This is a genomic window from Mesorhizobium sp. AR02 (assembly GCF_024746835.1).
Classification (GTDB): Bacteria; Pseudomonadota; Alphaproteobacteria; order Rhizobiales; family Rhizobiaceae; genus Mesorhizobium.
Genome location: NZ_CP080531.1, coordinates 87,108 through 104,811 on the forward strand (window position 1 = coordinate 87,108; position 17,704 = coordinate 104,811).

The window sequence follows — 17,704 nt, forward strand, 5'->3', positions numbered from 1 at the left end:
ATATATCGATATAGTTTCTCGGCTAACTATGCTATCAGCACGAGATATTTCCAATAAGTAACCTGAAAATGGAATTTCTGGCTACTTATCGTGAAAAGTAACCGTTATTTTTTGTGCGCAGCGATCCGAGGCAGGCATCCTCCGCTCGCGATGACGCAAGGAAATTCCAATGCCGCCTGCCAGGTCGGCCAAATCTCGCCAAGGCGGTCGAAATATGCCGACGTGGGCTGCGATTGTGACAGCAGCCCACTCACCGTGCGCCGATGCGGGACCGCTTTCTTAAGCCCAATGCGACAGACGCAGGCGAGCAGGAAACAAGGGCGACCGACGAATCAAGTCACGCCCATTTCCTGTGATCGGCCATCACTTCGTTGATCACATGCCGGGATTTTTCGACCTCGGCCTGATTGTCCGTATGTCCAGCGACGGTGATCAGTGCCTTCCACTGCGCCCAGCCACGTCCGCGTGCCCAGGCCGCGTCATCAACGGCGATGCCGGCGCGGAAAACCTCCCTGCTCTCGCCTTGGAACAGGGTCCAGGCGATCGCGAGGTCGCATGAGGGATCGCCGACGCCTGACGTGCCGAAGTCGATCACGGCGCTCAAGCGGCCGTCCTCGACGAGCAGATTTCCCGAGGCAACATCGCCATGGAACCAGACGGGCGGTCCCTGCCAGGTCGCGGCAAGGGCTGCTTCCCAAACGGCACTCGCCGCACTGGCATCGATGCGATTGCCGAGTGCGGTGATCGCTTGCCTTGCCTCGCCGTCATAAACAGTCAGTGGTCCGCCGCGAAAGAAGTTGTGCTGGCCGGGCGCCGGGCCGCCGGTCGGGTCGACGCGTTTCAACGCAGTCAGGAACCCGGCCAGATCCGCGGCGAATTTCGACAGATCGGCGATGCGCGCTCGCTTTGCCGTCTCGCCCTCGATCCAGTCATAGACGGACCAATGCCAGGGATAGCCCTCGGCCGGCATGCCCATTGCCAGCGGTACGGGAATGGGCAGTGGCAAAAGCGGCGCCAGTCTCGGCAGCCAGCGATGTTCTTTCGCCACTTGGAGCGAATAGGCGGCCGCGCTTGGCAGCCGCACGGTCATCTCGTCGCCGAGATGAAAGGTCCTGTTGTCCCATCCGCCGAACTCGACCGGCCTGACGGCAAGATCCCTCCACTGGGGGAATTGCGCGGCGACCAACCGGCTGACCAAAGCCGTATCGATGGTGAGCTTGCCGTCCATTTAATGCGGGAATTCGAGACCCATCTCGCGATACCGCTCGGGGTCATCACCCCAGTTCTCACGCACCTTCACGAACAGGAACAGATGCACCTTCTGCTCGAGGATGCCTGCTATTTCCATACGTGCTGCCTGGCCGATGGCGCGGATGGTTTCGCCCTTATGGCCAAGCACGATCTTCTTCTGGCTGTCGCGCTCGACATAGATGGTCTGGTCGATGCGCACCGAGCCGTCCGGCTTCTCTTCCCATTTCTCGGTTTCGATATGCGAGGAATAGGGTAATTCCTGATGCAGCCTGAGATAGAGTTTTTCGCGGGTGATCTCGGCCGCCAGCTGGCGCATCGGCAGGTCCGAGATCTGGTCTTCCGGATAATACCAGGGGCCGGCCGGCAGCGCCTGCGCCAGATAGTCGAGCAGGTCCTTGCAGCCGGAGCCGGTCAGCGCAGAGACCATGAAGGTGCGCTTGAACGGCACTTTCTCGTTCGCTGCCGCGGACAGGGCCAGAAGCGTCTCGTGCTTGACACGGTCGACCTTGTTGAGGATCAACGCCATCGGCTGGCGCACGTCCTTCAGCCGTTCGAGGATGGCATCGGCATCGCCCCGGATGCCACGCTCGGCATCGATCAGCAGCAGCACGATATCGGCATCCTTGGCGCCACCCCAGGCGGTGGTCACCATCGCCGTGTCGAGGCGCCGCTTGGGCTTGAAGATGCCCGGTGTGTCGACGAAGACGATCTGCGCATTGTCATGCGTGGCGATGCCGCGCACGATGGCACGGGTCGTCTGCACCTTGTGGGTGACGATCGATACCTTGGCGCCGACCAATTGGTTGACCAGCGTCGACTTACCCGCATTCGGCGCGCCGATCAGCGCGACGAAGCCGGAATGGGTGGCGGGGGCTTCAGCAGTTTCAATATCCGTCATGCCGCGTTCCATACACCTTCGCGCAGCAGAAGGGCAGCCGCTGCTGCCTGCTCGGCTTCACGTTTGGAACGGCCACTGCCCGTCGCCGGCTGAAATGCACCAACCTTGACGCTGACGGTAAACAACGGATCGTGGTCCGGCCCCTCGCGGCTGTCGATCTGGTAGGCAGGAACGGCACTCGCCGCTTGATGCGCCCATTCCTGCAGCTCGGTCTTGGCATCGCGGCGCGCGGCGCCCGACGCCTGCGAACGCGGCTGCCAGTATTTGTGGATAAAGGCGCGCGCCGCCTCCAGCCCGCCGTCGAGATAGAGCACGGCGATCAGCGATTCCAATGCGTCAGCACGCAGATTGACGCGCTTGCGCCCCTCGAGCCCGCGCACGTCGGATCCGGCGCGGATCAGCTCCGGCAGCCCGATATCCTCGGCGATGTCCGAAAGCGCCTCGGCATTGACCAGCGCATTGAGCCGCAGCGACAATTCACCTTCCGCCGCATCTGGAAACGCCGCCAGCAGCATATCGGCAACGACCAGGCCGAGAACGCGGTCGCCGAGAAATTCGAAACGCTCATAGTCGGTGCCGGCATTGGCGCCGCGGGCACTGGCATGGGTCAGCGCACGCTGCAGGCGCTGGCGGTCGGCAAAGGCATGGCCCGTGCGTTCCACAAGCGCTTCGGCGAGCGCATCGGCGGTCAGCCGTTTCGCCGCTGCCATCCCTAGTTGACGAAGTGGAACAGGCGCGACGCACGCATCAGCGACGGCCATTTCCAGATTTCGAGCGGGCTTGCCTTGCCGGCAATCGAGAAGAAAACGAGATTGGCGCGGCCAACCAGGTTCTCGGCAGGAACGTAGCCGACGGTGAACCGGCTGTCGGCGGAATTATCCCGGTTGTCGCCCATCATGAAATAGTGGCCGGGCGGCACGTCGAATTCACGCGTGTTGTCGCCGATCGAATTCGGATTGAGGTCAAGCGTGTCGTAGCTGACGCCGTTGGGCAGGGTTTCCCGGTAGACATCGATCGGCTGAGGCATTTCGGTGATATCGGGATTGTCGATCTGGCCGGTCTTCACGCGCGGCACGCCGACGCCGTTGATGAACAGCTGGCCGTTCTTCATCTGGATCTTGTCGCCAGGCAGGCCGACCACGCGCTTGATGTAATCAACGGAAGGGTCTGGCGGGAACTTGAACACCACCACATCGCCGCGCTTGGGCTCGGAGCCCCAGATGCGACCCGAGAAAATGTCAGGGCCGAAAGGCAGCGAATAGCGCGAATAGCCGTAGGACCATTTGGTGACGAACAGATAGTCGCCTTCCAGAAGCGTCGGCCGCATCGATCCCGACGGGATCGAAAAGGGCTGGAACAAGAGCGTGCGGATGACCAGGGCGAGCAAAAGCGCCTGGACGATGACGCTGACGGTTTCGCCAAGCCCGCCGGATTTCTTCTGGGATTTTTCAGCCACGCTCATGTCGTCCTCGATTGTGCGTTGGATGGTATAGAGTCTCGGCGCGCGCTGGGCAACGTCAATGCCGGTCGTCAGATGCAATCAATGTGGCGCTTCTTCGACGGGCAACGCCTCGATGATCACAAAGGCTTGAGCGAGGGGGAAATCATCCGTGATGGTGAGGTGGATGGCCGCGCGGTGGCCTTTCGGCAGGATCTTTTGCAGCCGCGCCAGTGCGCCACCGGTCAGCGCCATGGTCGGCGCGCCGCTGGGCAGGTTGACGACGCCCATGTCGCGCCAGAAGACACCTTGCGCCATTCCCGTACCCAGCGCCTTGGCGCAGGCCTCCTTGGCGGCGAAGCGCTTGGCGTAGGAGGCGGCGCGGGCACGTCGGTTTTCCGAACGCGCCTGTTCGACCTCGGTGTAGATCCTCTGGATGAAGCGTTGGCCGTGACGCTCCAACGATTTCTCGATGCGCCTGATATCGATCAGATCGCTGCCGATGCCAATGATCATCGTGTGGCGGAACCGATGCTTGCACCGGGATGGGGCGGCTGCTCACGACGGCTTGCGCGCTCTGCCAGCCGCTTGCGCCTTTGCTCGCGAAAGACATTCATGCCCCAGCGCGTGACACCGTAGAACAGGAGGCCGAACACCAGCCCGAGCGGCACCGCGCCGATCAGCATGGGCTCCAGCACGGGATGCCACAGCTTCGCGAAGGAAAGCGTGTGCAGCATCTCGCCCAGATGCGCCGGCGGACCATGTGCCGGCAGGCGATCGTGCAGGATGAGCTTGCCGGTTTCCCAGGATGCGCCCCACAGAATGGGAAAAGTCAGCGGATTACCGAAGAAAACAGCGCCGAGTGCCGCCGCCACCAGATTGCCGGCGATCACCCAGCACAGGACGGCGGCAATGATGAAATGGAAGCCCACAGGGAAGAACGAAGCGAAGACACCAGCCGCGACACCGGCGGCCACCGCATGCGGCGTGGCCTTCAGCCGCAAGATGCGCTTGGAAAAATACTGGAGCGAGCGCGAAAACGAGCGGCGCGGCCACAGATAGGTACGCACCCGCTCGAAAAGGCCATCAGGCTTGCGGCGTCGAAAAAGCACTCTTTTCCCGTTCCAAAGCTCCCGCGCCGGCAACTTTAGCCGGGCACGGCAGTCACATCTTGCGCTTAGCGATCATCCAATGGCAATCGCAACCTTGATATAACCATACGCAACCCCAACAACAACCGAAGGCCGTCAGCACGGCAGCCGCGTAGCCATAATTTTTGGTAAGGTTCGTCTCTCCAACACGGGACAATCGCGGCGAATTTGAGAAACGGCTTCGGTTTGATGTCGCAGCCTAATGCCTAGAGTATTACGACCGGTATTCGCTGACCTCGACCAGATTGCCGTCCGGGTCGCGGAAATAGACCGACATCATCAGGCCTCTCGCCCCGACACGTTCGACCGGACCGAGTTCGATCACCACCCCGTTGGCCGCGAGACGGGTGCTGATTTCGCCGAGCGGCCGATCCGTGACCAGGCAGAAATCGCCTGAACCTGGCGTCGGCGAATTCGCCTTCGGTTCGAAGGTTCGGTTCACCTCATGGACATTGATCTTCTGGTTGCCAAAAGCCAGCGCTGTCGGCCGGCCCGGCGTATCGATGCGCTCAAAGCCCAGCACGCGCTGATAAAAGGCGCAGGTCGCTTCGAGCGACGCCACCGTCAACACGAAATGATCGAGAGCGACGATCATTTCGAATTTGTTTTCATGCATGTCGTCACTCCCAAAACCGCTGCACACTTTGGGCGGCTGCATGGTCAGATATTGCGGCTGCCGGGCTTGATCGCCGGTATCGCGGCAAGCTCCGGCGGCAGCCGGTCCGGCGGATAGGCCGGAACTTCGTATTCGGCGAGCGCGATCAGCGGCACGCCGACATGGGTCTTGCCGGCCGAACGATCGATGATGCAGGCGGCGGCCACCACCTCGGCGCCAAGCTCGCGCAGGCAGTCGATGGTTTCGCGGATCGACAGGCCGGTGGTGACGATATCCTCGACGATGACGACACGGGCACCCCGAGCGATTTCGAAGCGGCGCAGGCGGAACTCGCCCCCTTCCCGCTCGACCCAGATCGCCGGTACGCCGAGATGGCGCGAGGTTTCGTAGGCCGGGATCAGGCCGCCGATCGCCGGGCCGACGACATAGTCGATCTTGCCCGGCACCGCTGCCCGGATCTTTGTCGCCAGCGCCTTGCACAGCCGCTCGGTCTTGTCGGCGTGCATGAACACCCGTGCCTTCTGCAGGAAGACCGGGCTGCGCAGGCCCGACGTCAGGATGAAATGCCCCTCCAGAACAGCACCCGCCTCGCGGAAAATGCCCAGCACTTCATTGGTATTCATCTGCGTCTATCCCCTCACAGATCAGCCGCGTCAGCCATTCACACGCCGTGCATCGCTGACGCTCGAATTGTCCTTGAGCTGCGACAGCAGCCGGTTGAGATGCTTCAGATCCCAGACTTCGAGATCGATCAGCATTTCGGTGAAGTCGGGCGCGGTGCGCACCATCGACAGCGTATGGATGTTGGCGTCGTTGGACGCAACGACCTGGGCGATATCGGCAAGCGATCCCGGCGCATTGATGGCGGTGACCGAGACACGCGCGGGAAACCGTTCCTTGGTGCGTTCGTCAATGTCCCAGCGCACGTCGATCCAGCGCTCGGGCTGGTCGTCGAAGGCCTGCAGCGCCGGCGACTGGATCGGATAGATGGTGATGCCGGTGCCCGGCTGGACGATGCCGACGATGCGGTCGCCCGGCACCGCCCCTTCCGGCGCGAAGCGCACCGGCAGGTCGCCGCGCACGCCACGGATCGGCACGGCACCGTCGCGTGGCTGGTCCTTGTCCTTGCGCGCGGCACGACCCGGAATCTGGAACAGCATGCCTGCGGCGTTGCGGATTTTCGACCAGCCCTCCTCGCGCTGCTTGGGCGCTGCCTGCGTGACGCGCTCGTCCTTGTAGTCGGGGAAGACCGCCTTCATGACGTCGGTGGAAGCAAGTTCGCCACGGCCGACGGACGCCAGCACATCCTCGATGTCCTTGCGCGCCAGCCGGTGCAGCACCGGCTTCAGGCTTTCCTTGGTGAAGGTTTTGCCGGCCCGTTCGAAGGCGCGCTCCAGAATGCGTGCGCCGAGGCCCGAATACTGCTTACGGATGGCGTTCTTGGTGGCGCGGCGGATGGCGGCGCGTGCCTTGCCGGTGACGACGACCGATTCCCAGGCGGCCGGCGGCACCTGCGCCTTGGAGCGGATGATCTCCACCTCGTCGCCATTCTTCAGTTCCGTCATCAGCGGCATGATGCGGCCATTGACCTTGGCGCCGACGCAGGTGTCGCCGACATCGGTGTGCACCGCATAGGCGAAATCGATGGGGGTGGCGCCGCGCGGCAAGGCAATCAGCATGCCCTTCGGCGTGAAGCAGAACACCTGGTCCTGGAACAGCTCCAGCTTGGTGTTTTCGAGAAAATCCTCGGGATTGTCGCCTTCGGCCAGTTGCTCGATGGTGCGCCGCAGCCAGGCATAGGCGTTGGTCTCCTTCGAGATCGCATGGCCGGCGCCGTTGGTCTTGCCGCCGGTGTCCTTGTAGATCGAGTGCGCCGCAACGCCATATTCGGCGATCTTGTTCATCTCGCGGGTGCGGATCTGCAGCTCGACGCGCTGGCGCGAGGGACCGACGATGGTGGTGTGGATCGAGCGGTAGTCGTTCTGCTTCGGCGTCGAGATGTAGTCCTTGAAGCGGCCGGGCACCATCGACCATGTCGTGTGGATGGCGCCGAGCGCGCGATAGCAGTCCTCGACGCTGTCGACGACGACGCGGAAGCCGAAAATGTCGGACAGCTGCTCGAAGGACAGCGCCTTGGCCTCCATCTTGCGGAACACCGACCAGGGCTTCTTCTGCCGGCTCTTCACGCCGGCATTGATGGCATGCTTTTCAAACAGCGCCGACAGCGCCTTTTCAATGTCGGTCAGCACGCCCTTGTTGCGTTCGAATATCTCGGCGAGCCGGGCGGTGACCGCGCGATAGGCTTCCGGATTGATGAAGCGGAAGGCGATCTCTTCCAGCTCCTCGCGCATGCCTTGCATGCCCATGCGCCCGGCCAGCGGCGCGTAGATGTCCATCGTCTCCTCGGCAATGCGCAGGCGTTTGGCCTCGGGCATGTGGTCGAGAGTGCGCATGTTGTGCAAACGGTCGGCGAGCTTGACCAGCAGCACGCGCACATCTTCCGAGATCGCCAGCAGCAGCTTGCGCAGGTTCTCCGCCTGCTCGGCCTTCTTGGAGACGAGATCGAGCTTCTTCAGCTTGGTCAGGCCCTCGACCAGCTTGCCCATTTCGGGGCCGAACAGATCGTCGATCTCGGCCCGCGTCGCCGTGGTGTCCTCGATGGTGTCGTGCAGCAAAGCGACGGCGATCGTCGCCTCGTCCATGTGCATTTCGGTGAGGATGGCTGCGACTTCGAGCGGATGCGAGAAATAGGGGTCGCCGGAAGCGCGCTTCTGGTGGCCATGCTTCTGCATGGCATAGACATAGGCCTTGTTGAGCAACGCCTCGTTGACGTCAGGCTTGTAGCGCTGGACGCGCTCGACAAGCTCATACTGACGCATCATGGGCGGAATCTCGCGATGCTGAAATGATTGATGCGCCGCACTAGCGTACGGCGCATCTCATAGATAGCCACGAAACTGACCGGACGGAAGTGCCGGAAACGTATTCCAGGCAGGTCCAGAGCGCTTGCTTAGTAGTCGTCGCTCTTTTCCGGGGGGACGAGACCCTCGATGCCGGCCAGCAGGTCTTCCTCGGTCATCCGATCGAACGTGACATTCTCCTCGGCGTCGTCAGTGTCTGCGGCCGCAACGGCGGCGCCGGTCTGATCGGCGATCACTTCGCCATCGGCTTCGGGCTCGTCGACCTCGACATGCTTCTGCAGCGAATGGATCAGATCTTCCTTGAGGTCGTCGGGCGACAGCGTCTCGTCGGCGATCTCGCGCAAGGCGATGACCGGGTTCTTGTCGTTGTCACGAGGAACGGTGATCTGCGCGCCCTGGCTGATCTGGCGAGCACGGTGGCCGGCCAAAAGCACCAGCTCGAAGCGGTTGTCGACCTTGTCGATGCAATCTTCAACGGTTACGCGGGCCATGGACTGCCCCTTTCATGCCTGGATTTGATGGAAAACAGGCGCGGTCCATAACCCGAACGCCGCCAAAATACAAGCATCATGCCAAAGTCGGCGCTGCAGGACACTCAATCCTGCGGTCAAACACCCGATTGAAGCAGAACGCCGTTGCGTCCATGGCGTTCGACACCGCGATCACAATTGCTTGCATTGCCCCATCACGCCTTGGATTGCCACCAAACAGGGGTTATCTCGGATGGACAAGGTCAGCCGGTTTATTATGAGCCTGACCGATGGTCGCTACCGCATTTCGTTTAGACGGCCGCATTTTTCGAAAAGGAATATTTTCCATGTTCGACCCTCGTGAAAAAATCGCGCTGTTCATCGACGGCGCCAATCTCTACGCCACGTCGCGCGCGCTCGGCTTCGACATCGACTATCGCAAGCTGCTGTCGAGCTTCCAGAAGCGCGGCTATCTCCTACGCGCCTATTATTACACGGCGCTGGTCGAGGATCAGGAATACTCCTCGATCCGTCCCCTGATCGACTGGCTCGACTATAACGGCTTCAAGGTGGTGACCAAGCCGGCCAAGGAATTCACCGACTCGACCGGCCGCCGCAAGATCAAGGGCAATATGGACATCGAACTCACCGTCGATGCGCTGGAACTCGCCGATGTCGTCGACCACTATGTCATCTTCTCCGGCGATGGCGACTTCCGCACTCTGGTCGAGGCGCTGCAGCGGCGCGGCCGCAAAGTGTCGATCGTCTCGACCATGGCCTCGCAGCCGCCGATGATTTCTGACGATCTGCGCCGTCAGGCCGACCATTTCATCGACCTGACGACGCTGAAGAACGAAGTCGGCCGCGATCCCTCCGAACGGCCCGTTCGGCGGCCCGAACCGGCTGAAGTCGACGAGGACGACTACTGAGGCCGGTAGCCTTGACCGCCCTTTCCGTTTCCGAACCGAACCGCGACTGCCAGCTCTGCCCGCGGCTGCATGATTTCATTGCCGAGTGGCGGCAGCGCGAGCCGTCCTGGTTCAACGCGCCGGTGCCGACCTTCCTGCCGCCGGAGGGCGAGGATACCGTCCAGCTTCTGATCGTCGGGCTGGCGCCCGGCCTGCGCGGCGCCAACCGCACCGGGCGTCCCTTCACCGGCGACTATGCCGGTGACCTGCTCTATTCGACCCTGATCGCGCACGGTTTTGCGCGCGGGCAATTCAAGGCGCGGCCCGATGACGGGCTGGAGCTTGTCGGCACCGCGATCACCAATGCGGTGCGCTGCGTGCCACCGGAGAACAAGCCTGTCGGCGCCGAAATCTCCACCTGCCGGACATTCCTGGTGCCGACAATCGCCCGCTTCCCAAACCTGCGCGCCGTGCTGGCGCTTGGATCGATCGCGCACCAGTCGACCGTGCGCGCGCTCGGCGGGCGCGTCGCCGCCTACCCATTCAAGCATGGCGGGCAATTGCCGGCCGGCGGCATCACGCTGTTTTCGAGCTACCACTGCTCGCGCTACAACACCAACACCGGCGTTTTGACCGAGGCGATGTTTGTCAGGGTGTTCACAGAGATCGCAGCGTTCCTGCGGACATAGCCATTCTTCAGAATCCCTCCAGCACGATCTTGCCCTTGGCCTTGCCGGTCTCGATCAGCGCATGGGCGCGCTTCAGATTGGCGGCATTGATACGACCGAAGGTTTCGCCCAATGTGGTGCGGATGGTGCCTTGATCGACAAGGCGTGACAGTTCGTTCAGATGCTCGCCCTGCGCGGCCATGTCCTGCGTCTCGAACAGCGAGCGGGTGAACATCAGTTCCCAATGCACCGAAACGCTTTTGCGTTTGAACGGATTGATATCGAGCGTCTGGGGATCGTCGATCAACCCAAAACGGCCCTGCGGTGCGATCAATTCGGCGATCTCGGCCAGGTGCCGGTCGGTGTTGGTTGTCGAGAACACGAAAGCTGGTGCGCCAATGCCGAGTGCCGCGACTTCACTGCTGAGCGGCTTGGAATGATCAATGACATGATGGGCGCCAAGTCCAAGCACCCAGTCATGTGTTTCAGGCCTTGATGCGGTGGCGATCACCGTCAGATCGGTCAGCTGGCGCGCAAGCTGGACCGCAATCGAGCCGACGCCACCGGCGCCGCCGATGATCACGATGGCATTCGTGGCACCCACGACTGGCTTCTTCACGTCAAGGCGATCGAACAGCGCCTCGAAGGCGGTGATCGCTGTCAGCGGCAGCGCCGCCGCCTGCGCATAGTCGAGCGAGCCGGGCTTGCGGCCGACAAGACGCTCATCGACAAGGTGGAACTCGGCATTGGTGCCTTGCGGCGCGAGCGCACCGGAATAGAAGACGTCGTCTCCGGACTTGAACAGGCTGGCATCCGAACCCGTGGCGACGACCCGGCCGGCAGCGTCCCAACCAAGCACGCGCCAGCTTCCGGCTTCGGGCTTGGCACTTCGCCTTATCTTGGTGTCGGCCGGATTGACCGAGATCGCCTTCACCTCGACCAGCAGTTGACGGCCTTTCGGCTCCGGCTTGGGCAGGTCGATATCGACAAGCGAGGCCGCATCGGTGATGGGGGCTGGGATTTGATAGCCGACGGCGCGCATTTTTGGTCTCCGCGATTGCTGTTGGGCGTTGTGTGGGGCAGAGATGCGGATTATGTGCGTTGAGCGCAAGAATGCACATATAAAGCACATAGTGTCGAAAAGGATACCGTCATGCCGCGCATTCGCCATGAGCGATTCGATTGCAGCCCCGGCTGCACCGTGGAGGGAACGCTCCGCTATATCGATGGAAAGTGGAAAGGCGTCGTGCTCTACCATCTGTTCCAGGGCACGCTGCGCTTCAACGAGATCCGCCGGCGCATTCCAAACTGCACGCAGCGCATGCTGACCAACCAACTGCGCGAACTGGAAGCCGATGGACTGATCGCTCGCAAGATCTATCCGGAAGTACCGCCGAAGGTGGAATACAGCCTGACACCGCGCGGCAGAAGCCTGGAACCGGTGATCACCGCCCTGAAAGTCTGGGGCGATGCGAATGTGACGCTGGCGCCGCAGGTTTCGCAGGTTGCAGCATAAAGCGAGCGCGATCTCTGAATGAGTTCACGGGGATGGCGGAGCTTCCGGAGGGATCGATCCCGGTGATGCTGCAGACAGCGCGGCTAGCACCGCCGGCCCGCCCTGAAGAACGTTCAGGTCGACGTCACCCTCAATGCCATCAACGCGCCCCCTGTTGTGGTACTGCCAATAGACCCAGTCATGGCGGTCCGGTTCCACCAGCAGCGAGCGAAGCCAAAGCGGGTGAGCGGCGATCTGCCCGGCATAGGCGGCCTCGGCCTCATCCGTCAGATAGACGATTGCCGTCTTGCCGAACGCCGCCTCGACGGGTCCGAGGAAAGCCTGGAGTTCGGCATTCAACTGTTCGGGCGACGGACGCTGCGGACAATTGCCGCCGAACTCGATGTCGACGACCGGCGGCAGCAAGGGCTGATCGTGCGGCACGACCGAGATGAAATTCTTCGCCTGGTCGGCGCCCGGCCGGCAGAAGGTGAAGAAATGATAGGCGCCGACGGCAAGGCCAGCCGCACGAGCCTCACGCAGATTGGTGGCAAAAGCGCGATCAACATGGTCGCCGCCTTCGGTCGCCTTGATGACGGCGAAGGCGACATCGTCGTCGGCAACGCGCCGCCAGTCGATCTGGCCCTGATGATGGGAGACGTCGATGCCTCTGACCGGATATTTGCCACGGTCGGGAGAATAGGTGTGGAAATAGAAGAAGCCGCCGGCCACCACCATCGCCGCAAAAACCAGACTGACCGATCCCAAGAGGATGATCCGGTTCTTCAAGACTATCCCCTCTGGTACTTGCCGGCTCCGGTTGTTCGAAACTTGAAAGCCAACACTTGGCTTTTCTAGGGCTACCGCTCGATGCCCAGCCCTTCGCTATGGGCTCCCTGCCCTCGGGCGTTCAGCCCCTTCAAATGGTCCACCGGACCTTTTGATCCGCCCGAAGGCGGACCGGGCCTTCACCGTTCGTCGGACGAAAGCCAAATCGTTGGCTTTCGTCCGCTTCGCGGACCACTCCTCACCCACGCTCCTTGAGAAGCCGGCCCTTCTCGCGCGACCAGTCGCGCTGCTTTTCGGTCTCGCGCTTGTCGTGCAATTTCTTGCCTCGGCCGACGGCGAGCAGCAGCTTGGCGCGACCCTGATCGTTGAAATAGATCTTCAGCGGCACCAAGGTCATGCCTTCGCGGTCGACGCTCTGCGACAGCTTGGCCATCTCGCGCTTGTTGAGCAGGAGTTTGCGGCGCCGCCTGGGCTCGTGGTTGAAGCGGTTGGCCTGCAGATATTCCGGCAGATAGGAGTTGATCAGCCAGATCTCGCCGCCCTCGACCGAGGCATAGCTGTCCTGGATGTTGGCCTGGCCCTGGCGCAGTGACTTGACCTCGGTGCCAGTCAGCACAAGGCCGGTCTCGATCGTGTCGAGCACCTCATAGGAAAACCGCGCCTTGCGGTTTTCCGCAACGGTCTTGTTGTTGGGATCGGCTTTTCTGACTTGATTCATGACGTCTAGAGTCCGTTTCGAAACTCGCTCCTGCGAGTCAGATGATGGTGCCACCGAGAACCGGAGCGGAGCGTACATATAGTACGTGAGCACCGGAAGCGCAGGTGGCGCCTTCAGATGGCCGCAGGAGTAGAGTTTCCAAACGGGCTCGCTAATTAATCAAGCCGGCGTGCTTCATCGCCGCATCGATCTTCTCGGCCGTCGACTGTTCGACCGTGACCAGCGGCGAACGCAGCACGTTCTCGACCTTGCCCAGCTTCGACAGCGCGTATTTGGCGCCGGACACGCCGGGCTCCAGGAAGATCGCCTTGTGCAGGGGCAAGAGACGATCCTGCAATTCCAGCGCCTTGGCGCTGTCGCCGGACAGTGTGGCTTCCTGGAATTCGGCGCAGAGCCGCGGTGCGACATTCGACGTCACCGAAATGCAGCCGACGCCGCCATGGGCGTTGAAGCCGAGCGCCGAGGCATCCTCGCCGGAAAGCTGGATGAAATCCTTGCCGCAGGTCATGCGTTGCTCGGACACACGCTCGACCTTGCCGGTGGCGTCCTTGACACCGACGATGTTCTTGAAGTCGTGCGCCAGCCGGCCCATCGTCTCCGGCATCATGTCGATCACCGAGCGCGGCGGGATGTTGTAGATGATGATCGGCAGCTTGGTCGCCCTGGCGACGGCGGCGAAATGCTCATAGAGGCCGCGCTGCGTCGGCTTGTTGTAATAGGGCGTGACGACCAGGGCGGCATCGGCGCCGGCCTTCTCAGCATATTGTACGAGCCCGACCGCTTCCGCGGTGTTGTTGGACCCGGCGCCGGCGACGACCGGAGCGCGGCCGTTGGCGACCTCGATGCACACCTTGACGACATGGCGGTGCTCGTCATGCGACAGCGTCGGCGACTCGCCGGTCGTGCCCACCGGAACCAGACCCGTCGTGCCTTCCCCGAGCTGCCATTCGACAAACGCGCGAAAGGCTTTCTCGTCGAAACGCCCGCTCTTTTCGAACGGTGTCACGAGCGCAGTAAGCGAGCCTCTCAGCATGTCGTCCAACTCCTTGGGACTTCCTTGTTTATGCATGTCGTTGCTCCAAAACCGGCATCCACTTTTGGGCGACATGCATCGGTGTTTTGTCATGCGCGCCTTCTAACCGAAAGCGAAGCGGCGCACCATAGTCTCGACATGGTTGCGCGGCAAGCATTGCCATGATGCCAGCAAGCGCAATTCGAACGGCCTCGATAACTCTTTGTTTACGAGCCCTTCACGACCTAAGTTTAGGCTTCGAGGCATCTTCGCCTGCTGGTAGAATGCCGGATTAAGGAAAGACACGAGATCATGCCGACCCGTCGGCCCCACCTCTTCGCGCTGCTTGGCGCCATCGCCGCGTTGATGCCCGGCGTGGCGATCAGCGGCAGCGTCGATGCGCGGGTCACCTCGGCGATCCCGATGCCGAGCCCGCAGGACCGTGAACAGCAGGCCCCTTCGCCCAGCGTCGCGCTGTTGAAGAGCGGGCTGGACGCACTGGCGGCCGGCGACATTCCCGGCGCTCGCGGCGTGCGCGATGCGCTTCCCGCTCAATCGCTCGACCAGCACATACTGGCCTGGGCGATCGCGCTTTATGGCGGCGACAAGGTTCCGAGCGGCGACATCGCCGCCGCGGCGAAGATGCTGCCCAACTGGCCGGGCACAATTGCCTTGCGCAAGAACAGCGAGCGCGCGCTTTATCGCGAGAACCCCGCCCCCGACATCGTCATTGCGGCGTTCGACGGCAGCCAGCCGCAGACATTCGAAGGCGTCATGGTTCTTGCCCGCGCCTATGTGGCGTCAGGCAACGTCAAGGCGGCACGCTCAGTGCTGTCGCCGTTCTGGCGCACCGCGATCCTGGAAGCCAAGGACGAGACGGCACTGATCAAGGAATTCGGCAGCCTGATCCCTGCCGCCGACCATCGTTTTCGCATGGACCGCATGTTTTATGCCGACCGGGTGAATTCCGCGCTACGCATTGCCGGCCTTGCCGGCGCCCAGCAGTTTGCCGAGGCCTGGGCCGCGGCCGACAGAGGCGACAAGAACACGCTGAAACTGCTGAAGGCCGTGCCGGCATCCCAGCGTTCGGCCGGCTACTTCTTCGCCCAGGCCGAATATCTGCGCAAGCAGGAGGACTTTGCCGGCGCCGCCGCCGTTGTGATGAAGGCGCCGACGGACCGCGAGGCTCTGGTCGATCCGGACGCCTGGTGGGTCGAGCGCCGGGTGCTGTCGCGCGAACTGGTCGACCAGGGCGACATGAAGACGGCGTACAATATCGTCGCCACGCATGCCGCCGAAAGTGCTGCCAATGCGGCGGAGGCCGAGTTTCATGCCGGCTGGTATGCGTTGCGCGGCCTGAACGATCCCAAGCTTGCCGCAATGCATTTTTCGCGCATCGCCGACCTTGCCCAGGGGCCGATGACGTTGTCGCGTGCCTATTATTGGCTCGGCCGTGCGGCGGAAGTCGGCGGTCCGGGCAATGCCAAGGACTATTTTGGGCGTGCCGCCACTTACGGCACGACCTTTTACGGCCAGCTTGCCGCCGAGCGTGTCGGCAGGCAGGCGCTCAACATCGTCTATCCCTCGCCAAGTGCCGCCGACCGGCAGAATTTTGCCGGCCGCGAGGCTGTCGGCGCCATCAAGCGGCTGCAGGAGGCAGGCTATGACCGTTATGCCGAAACGCTCTATCGCGACCTTGCCGGGCAGTTGACCAGCCCAGGTGAACTGGCGCTGCTCGCTGTCCTTGCCGAGAAGCAGGGCAATCATTTCATGGCGCTGAAGGTCGGCAAGATCGCCGGGGCACGCGGCATCGATGTCGGCGCGCTGTCGCATCCGCTCGGCGTCATCCCTGATTCGGCCAATATTTCCGGCTCGGGCAAGGCACTGGCCTATGCGATTGCCCGGCAGGAGAGCGAATTCAACGTCGGTGCCGTATCAAGTGCCGGCGCGCGCGGGCTGCTGCAGCTGATGCCAGGAACCGCCAGGCAACTGGCGAAGAAGGCCGGATTGCAGTTTTCGCAGGCACGGCTGACCACCGACGCCGGCTATAACGCGACACTCGGTTCAGCCTTCCTCGGCGAGCAGCTCGATCGCTTCAACGGCTCCTACGTGCTGACCTTCGCCGGTTACAATGCAGGCCCCAATAGGGCCAGCCAGTGGGTGGCGAAATACGGCGACCCGCGCGGCAAGGACATCGATGCGGTGGTCGACTGGATCGAGCGGATTCCCTACACGGAAACAAGAAGTTACGTGCAGCGCGTGATGGAGAATTACGAGGTCTACAAGATGCGTATTTCTGGCAAATACGACATTGTCGGCGACCTGGTGAACGGGCGCAGCTGAGGAAGCTGACGGCTTGAGAGGCGACTCGGCGTCGCGCCTTCCATTTGACCATCCCTGCCCTCGTCTGTAGCAGTCGAAGACGATCCGGCCAGGGAGTCCTTTCAGATGTCGAGCACCGAAGGTTTTTCCGACTTCTTCTACAGCGCGCCGGATGGACTGAGACTTCATGCGCGCGTCTATGGCGCAGCGAATTCCGGGCACTGGCCAGTCGCCTGCCTGCCCGGCCTGACCCGTAACGCGCGGGATTTTCACGAACTGGCACTTTATCTTTCGACGCGATCCCCGGTGCCGCGCAAGGTGGTTGCCTTCGACTATCGCGGACGCGGACAGTCGGCCTACGATCCCGATGTCAGTCACTATAATGTCGGCGTCGAAGCCGGCGACATTCTTGCCGGGCTGGCCGCACTCGGCATCGAGGAGGCCGCTTTCATCGGCACCTCACGCGGCGGCCTGATCATCCATGTGCTCGGCGCCCTGCGGCCGGCCGCGCTGAAAGCCATTGTTCTCAACGACATCGGGCCGGTGATCGAGCCGGCCGGCCTCGCCCACATCCAGTCCTATCTCGAACGCGCGCCGAAGGCGAAAACTTTCGCCGAGTTGGTGAATGCCCAGCGCAGCGTTCACGGCAAGGATTTTCCCGTGCTCACCGACGCCGACTGGACGCGGATGGTGGGCGCGCTCTACCGCGAGACGAATCAAGGGGTGGTACCGGATTTTGACCCGAAACTGGTCGACACGGTCGCCAATCTCGACCTGTCGCAGCCATTGCCCGCCCTGTGGCCGCAATTCGACGCGCTGGCGGCCATTCCCTTGCTCACCATCCGCGGCGCCAATTCGAGACTGCTGTCCGCGGACACCATGCGGCAAATGCGAGAGCATCATCCGGCGATGGAAACTATTACGGTCGACGGCCAGGGTCACGCACCATTCCTAGAAACCGGCAGCTTGCCCGGCGATATAGCGGCCTTCCTTGATCGGGCTGAGCGCTAAAGCGCGTCGCGTCTGAACGAATCCATGCGACGCGCC

19 protein-coding genes are annotated in these 17,704 nt (G+C 62.3%); 5 read left to right on the forward strand and 14 right to left on the reverse strand.

The features are described 5' to 3' along the window. Positions 1-337: 337 nt before the first annotated feature. From DBIPINDM_RS05135 to rpoZ, 10 genes are all read right to left on the reverse strand, one after another. Complete coding sequence (locus DBIPINDM_RS05135; RefSeq protein WP_258584725.1) at positions 338-1,228, reverse strand: aminoglycoside phosphotransferase family protein; 891 nt, start codon at positions 1,226-1,228, stop codon at positions 338-340. Next, positions 1,229-2,161 (reverse strand): GTPase Era, encoded by a 933-nt coding sequence (gene era / locus DBIPINDM_RS05140; protein ID WP_096456325.1) that lies wholly within the window; start codon positions 2,159-2,161, stop codon positions 1,229-1,231. Continuing rightward, positions 2,146-2,859, reverse strand: coding sequence for a ribonuclease III (rnc, locus tag DBIPINDM_RS05145; protein ID WP_258584726.1), 714 nt, complete (start codon positions 2,857-2,859; stop codon positions 2,146-2,148). Before rnc ends, era begins: the two co-directional genes overlap by 16 nt. A 2-nt stretch (positions 2,860-2,861) precedes the next feature. After that, positions 2,862-3,611 (reverse strand): signal peptidase I, encoded by a 750-nt coding sequence (gene lepB, locus DBIPINDM_RS05150; protein WP_027045285.1) that lies wholly within the window; start codon positions 3,609-3,611, stop codon positions 2,862-2,864. Positions 3,612-3,689: 78 nt separating this feature from the next. Further along, positions 3,690-4,103 carry a holo-ACP synthase gene (gene acpS / locus DBIPINDM_RS05155; RefSeq protein ID WP_258584727.1) on the reverse strand — a complete coding sequence of 138 codons (414 nt, stop codon included), beginning with the start codon at positions 4,101-4,103 and terminating at the stop codon, positions 3,690-3,692. Continuing rightward, the gene (locus DBIPINDM_RS05160; RefSeq protein WP_258584728.1) at positions 4,100-4,699 is read right to left on the reverse strand and encodes a DUF2062 domain-containing protein; all 600 of its coding nucleotides are present in this window, start codon (positions 4,697-4,699) and stop codon (positions 4,100-4,102) included. The genes acpS and DBIPINDM_RS05160 overlap by 4 nt, the downstream gene beginning before the upstream one ends. Before the next feature lie 253 nt (positions 4,700-4,952). Next, on the reverse strand, positions 4,953-5,354 hold the full coding sequence (locus DBIPINDM_RS05165) for a VOC family protein (RefSeq protein WP_258584729.1): 402 nt from the start codon (positions 5,352-5,354) through the stop codon (positions 4,953-4,955). A 44-nt stretch (positions 5,355-5,398) separates the two neighbouring features. Further along, a complete protein-coding gene (pyrE, locus tag DBIPINDM_RS05170; RefSeq protein WP_258584730.1) occupies positions 5,399-5,977 on the reverse strand; it encodes an orotate phosphoribosyltransferase in 579 nt (192 codons plus the stop codon). 30 nt (positions 5,978-6,007) lie between these two features. After that, entirely contained in the window at positions 6,008-8,236 is a 2,229-nt protein-coding gene (locus DBIPINDM_RS05175; RefSeq protein WP_258584731.1) for a RelA/SpoT family protein, read from the reverse strand. A 128-nt stretch (positions 8,237-8,364) separates the two neighbouring features. Next, the gene (gene rpoZ / locus DBIPINDM_RS05180; protein WP_183457793.1) at positions 8,365-8,766 is read right to left on the reverse strand and encodes a DNA-directed RNA polymerase subunit omega; all 402 of its coding nucleotides are present in this window, start codon (positions 8,764-8,766) and stop codon (positions 8,365-8,367) included. Between the two features lie 326 nt (positions 8,767-9,092). On the opposite strand from rpoZ, the gene DBIPINDM_RS05185 reads away from it, so the two are divergent. Together DBIPINDM_RS05185 and DBIPINDM_RS05190 are read left to right on the forward strand one after the other, a co-directional pair. Continuing rightward, the gene (locus DBIPINDM_RS05185; protein WP_010915096.1) at positions 9,093-9,674 is read left to right on the forward strand and encodes an NYN domain-containing protein; all 582 of its coding nucleotides are present in this window, start codon (positions 9,093-9,095) and stop codon (positions 9,672-9,674) included. Positions 9,675-9,685: 11 nt separating this feature from the next. Then, the gene (locus tag DBIPINDM_RS05190; RefSeq protein ID WP_258584732.1) at positions 9,686-10,342 is read left to right on the forward strand and encodes a uracil-DNA glycosylase; all 657 of its coding nucleotides are present in this window, start codon (positions 9,686-9,688) and stop codon (positions 10,340-10,342) included. A 7-nt stretch (positions 10,343-10,349) separates the two neighbouring features. Here DBIPINDM_RS05190 and DBIPINDM_RS05195 read toward each other — a convergent pair whose 3' ends face one another. Next, positions 10,350-11,363: a zinc-binding alcohol dehydrogenase family protein gene (locus DBIPINDM_RS05195; protein WP_258584733.1), complete on the reverse strand. Its 1,014-nt coding sequence runs from the start codon at positions 11,361-11,363 to the stop codon at positions 10,350-10,352. Between the two features lie 111 nt (positions 11,364-11,474). On the opposite strand from DBIPINDM_RS05195, the gene DBIPINDM_RS05200 reads away from it, so the two are divergent. Continuing rightward, on the forward strand, positions 11,475-11,837 hold the full coding sequence (locus tag DBIPINDM_RS05200; RefSeq protein ID WP_258584734.1) for a winged helix-turn-helix transcriptional regulator: 363 nt from the start codon (positions 11,475-11,477) through the stop codon (positions 11,835-11,837). Between the two features lie 24 nt (positions 11,838-11,861). Here the strand turns inward: DBIPINDM_RS05200 and DBIPINDM_RS05205 are convergent, their stop codons facing one another. The 3 genes from DBIPINDM_RS05205 to dapA all read right to left on the reverse strand — a co-directional run bounded on the left by DBIPINDM_RS05205 (position 11,862) and on the right by dapA (position 14,356). Further along, on the reverse strand, positions 11,862-12,605 hold the full coding sequence (locus tag DBIPINDM_RS05205; protein ID WP_258584735.1) for a glycoside hydrolase family 25 protein: 744 nt from the start codon (positions 12,603-12,605) through the stop codon (positions 11,862-11,864). 238 nt (positions 12,606-12,843) lie between these two features. Further along, positions 12,844-13,323: an SsrA-binding protein SmpB gene (smpB, locus tag DBIPINDM_RS05210; RefSeq protein ID WP_027144197.1), complete on the reverse strand. Its 480-nt coding sequence runs from the start codon at positions 13,321-13,323 to the stop codon at positions 12,844-12,846. A gap of 151 nt (positions 13,324-13,474) precedes the next feature. Then, complete coding sequence (dapA, locus tag DBIPINDM_RS05215; protein ID WP_258589468.1) at positions 13,475-14,356, reverse strand: 4-hydroxy-tetrahydrodipicolinate synthase; 882 nt, start codon at positions 14,354-14,356, stop codon at positions 13,475-13,477. Positions 14,357-14,647: 291 nt separating this feature from the next. Between dapA and DBIPINDM_RS05220 the strand changes: the two genes are divergently transcribed. After that, a complete protein-coding gene (locus DBIPINDM_RS05220; protein ID WP_258584736.1) occupies positions 14,648-16,678 on the forward strand; it encodes a lytic transglycosylase domain-containing protein in 2,031 nt (676 codons plus the stop codon). Between the two features lie 105 nt (positions 16,679-16,783). After that, positions 16,784-17,668 carry an alpha/beta fold hydrolase gene (locus tag DBIPINDM_RS05225; protein ID WP_258584737.1) on the forward strand — a complete coding sequence of 295 codons (885 nt, stop codon included), beginning with the start codon at positions 16,784-16,786 and terminating at the stop codon, positions 17,666-17,668. The last annotated feature ends 36 nt before the right edge of the window (positions 17,669-17,704 follow it).